Origin of the sequence: Anaerococcus sp. (assembly GCF_030825785.1) — a bacterium.
Taxonomy (GTDB): Bacteria; Bacillota; Clostridia; order Tissierellales; family Peptoniphilaceae; genus Anaerococcus.
Genome location: NZ_JAPJPG010000075.1, coordinates 1 through 3,015, shown reverse-complemented (window position 1 = coordinate 3,015; position 3,015 = coordinate 1). Strand labels below are relative to the sequence as shown.

At 33.5% G+C, this 3,015-nt stretch carries 2 protein-coding genes; one reads left to right on the top strand and one right to left on the bottom strand.

The features are described from left to right. Positions 1 to 154: 154 nt before the first annotated feature. Positions 155 to 2,323, bottom strand: a complete 2,169-nt coding sequence (locus tag RCH56_RS07520; RefSeq protein ID WP_306484362.1) for a DNA internalization-related competence protein ComEC/Rec2 — start codon at positions 2,321 to 2,323, stop codon at positions 155 to 157. Positions 2,324 to 2,374: 51 nt separating this feature from the next. Here RCH56_RS07520 and RCH56_RS07515 point away from each other — a divergent pair, with 51 nt between their 5' ends. Then, positions 2,375 to 2,989, top strand: coding sequence for a hypothetical protein (locus RCH56_RS07515; RefSeq protein WP_306484360.1), 615 nt, complete (start codon positions 2,375 to 2,377; stop codon positions 2,987 to 2,989). The last annotated feature ends 26 nt before the right edge of the window (positions 2,990 to 3,015 follow it).

Sequence of the window (3,015 nt, the reverse complement as noted above, 5' to 3'; positions counted from 1 at the left end):
CCTCCCTTTAAATCTATAAAGTTAAAGTCAGGGATACTTACCTGATTTCTCGCTTCTTCTATAATGGAGTCGGTTAGAAATTCTTCCTCAGAGTCAAACAAATAGACTCCACTTATATCCTTGTCTAGAAATCTTTTCATAAATTCCATATAATTCATCTAAAATATCCTCCCTTAAGAAATCTCTCTATCTCAAAATCTCTATTAAATCTCATTTCAATCATCCCGTCTGTCTGACTATTATAAATCTTCCTGTCATATACATTATCCAAAACTTCCCTGTGGGGATGGCCGTAAACATTATTTCTCCCGGCAGAAATAAGTACGATTTTAGGATTTACCTTCTCCACAAACTCTCTCTTAGTAGAAGTCTTTGACCCATGGTGGGAGAGCTTTAATATATGAGCTGTATCTTTTATATTTTTTTCAAATTCACTCGGCAAATCTCCCAGGGTCATTATCCTAACTCCCCTTATATCAAGGATCAGCCCCATAGAATTCGCATTTTCATTAGAATCGTAGCCCTCATCGATTACTCTAATGTAGCCTGATTTTAGCTCAATCCTATCGCCCTTTTTTAAGATATGGGGCTTATATTTTCTAAGCGAATCCTCATTTAGCTTGTTAGTGTAAATGTTTTTGACATCAAAATTATCACAAACTAAGTCCAGATTTCCCATATGGTCTTTGTCCTCATGGGAGATAAATATCCCCTCAATCTCTCTGATTCCTAGCGACTTAAGATAAGGAAGGAGGATTTTCTCTCCTGAATCGTAGTTTTTGTATTTGGGACCCCCAACATCGATCATATAATAATCTCCCTTATCATTTAACAAAAAGGCGTCTCCTTGTCCAATATCTATCATCTGATAGCTAATCTCTCCACTATCTTTGCCAATAGAAAATATCAAGACCATAATTGATAGGAGGATGATATTAGCATTTGCCTTGGCCCTATTTCTTCCTAAATTTAACATTATTATGATAAGGATTAATCCATAAAATGCAAGTAAGATATGGGGCTTTCTGAAATCTAGGGCAAGGAATTTGATTTTATTTAAAAGTACTGTCATATTTAGGGTGCTTTCTATAAGTAAGTTAAGGCCAATAAATAATAGCTTAAGGAAACTTCCTAATAGGGGATAAGCAAATATTATTATAAATATTATATACATAGATAGGCTAAAGACAGGTAGGATTAGAAAGTTTGCCAGAATGCTTACCAGGTTAAAGCTCCCATAATAATAAATCATAAAGGGAAAAAGAGCAAGCTGGATTGAGCTAGTAAAGGCAAGGCTCTCCCCTATATAGGATTTGCTAAAGTGATTTTTAATCTTTGGATAGACCAAGTAGACTGCAAAGCTTGCCGCAAAGGTCAAAATAAAACCAGCATTTAGACCAGCGAAGGGATTAATTAGTAATATCCCAGATCCTATTATTAACAAAGCTTTTATTTTATCCATGGGCTTATTATACAAAAAGGCCAAAAAAGAAATCACATTTAGGCCAAGAACCCTAATTACTGAAAAGGGAAAGCCTATTAGGTATCCATAGATAAGGGCAAGGAAAAGTCCAAAGCCATAGGCGTACCTATAGTTAAATCTTCCAAACAAAATAAGGATAAAGAAAAATAGCATATCCATATGAAGTCCACTTACAGCAAGGATATGGCTTAGACCTAGGTCCCTTATAGAATCATTTTCTATAAGATTTTCACCAAGGATAACAGATACGACAAAGTCAGCTGATCTTCTACTTAAATTATTATCGAAAATCTTATGGATATAATTATAAAAGGAATTTCTCATTTTTAGAAGAAGACTTGTAGCCTTACTTCTTTCACCTATTCTTTCTATCTTAATTTCCTTAAAAATCCCCTTGCTAGCTAGATACTTCCTGTAAGAAAATAGATTGGGATTGGTGTTTGTAGAAGGAAGCTTAACTTTCCCATATCCTACAAAGGATTCCCCAATAGCTAGGTCATCCTCCATAAAGGCAAGGACTTTACCCCTAGAATTCCCATTTTCCGCCCTCAAAAAATACCTAAAGCCGTGATCTTCCTTCCTTTTTTCTAGGACTGTGAGATTAAACTTCCCCTCATCCACAATATTTACCATCTGACTTTTAAGCTTTATAGAAGATAGGGAAAAGATCAGAAAGATTCCGATAGCCATATAGATCAAATTATTTTTCTTATAAAGCGATAAGATGCTCAATAAGAAACATCCTATAAATATATAAATAATATTCAAATTTTCATAATTAATAAATATCATAAGGCCCAAAAGTAGGCCGATGAGAAATAAAAGAATCTTTTTTCGCATAATTGCCTCTTTTTTATTATATCATATGATATAATATTAGAGAGGTATATTATGACTAAGATTTACGAAAAATTTCCAGAAATAACAGAAGTTAAAGCAAAAGTCCTATCCAAGAAATTTGTAAATAATAACACCTATCTGATCTTGGACAAGACTATATTTATGCCCAAAAACGATACTCTTATAGACGAGCCAGGCCATATAGGGGGATGCAAGCTTCTTTCAGTAGAAAAAAAGAAGGATAATATCATCCATTTAGTTGAAGGAAGGGAAAATAGGACTAACCTTCTCCTATCCTTGGATAAGGATATCCGTTTTCACAATCTCTACTATGCTACTAGCTTCTCCTTATTTAAAATTTTCTACAATTCCTACTACAGGGCTGATAGGATAAGCTTTAAGCTTTATGAAGATTATGGAGAGATTAAAATCACTAGACCCTCACGTGACTTCGATCCAAGACTAATTGAAGAGCTAGTAAATTATGCTATCGATAAGGGCCTTAGTCTAAATCTTGATAAGGGAATAGTAGAGCTTAAGTCTATAGGAAAGACTATAAATAATTTAATATCTTTCGATAATACATATAAGATTAAATCCTTTGAAATAATAGAATGCTTAGTCGAAGAAAACAATACTCTAATTAGTTTTAAAGCTGGAAAATAAATAATAATTTCCCTAGATAAAATAAT

What these genes read in the sequence shown, in the direction of transcription:
- RCH56_RS07520 (WP_306484362.1), bottom strand. Translation starts at nt 2,323, where the DNA reads ATGCGAAAAAAGATTCTTTTATTTCTCATCGGCCTACTTTTGGGCCTT.
- RCH56_RS07515 (WP_306484360.1), top strand. Translation starts at nt 2,375, where the DNA reads ATGACTAAGATTTACGAAAAATTTCCAGAAATAACAGAAGTTAAAGCA.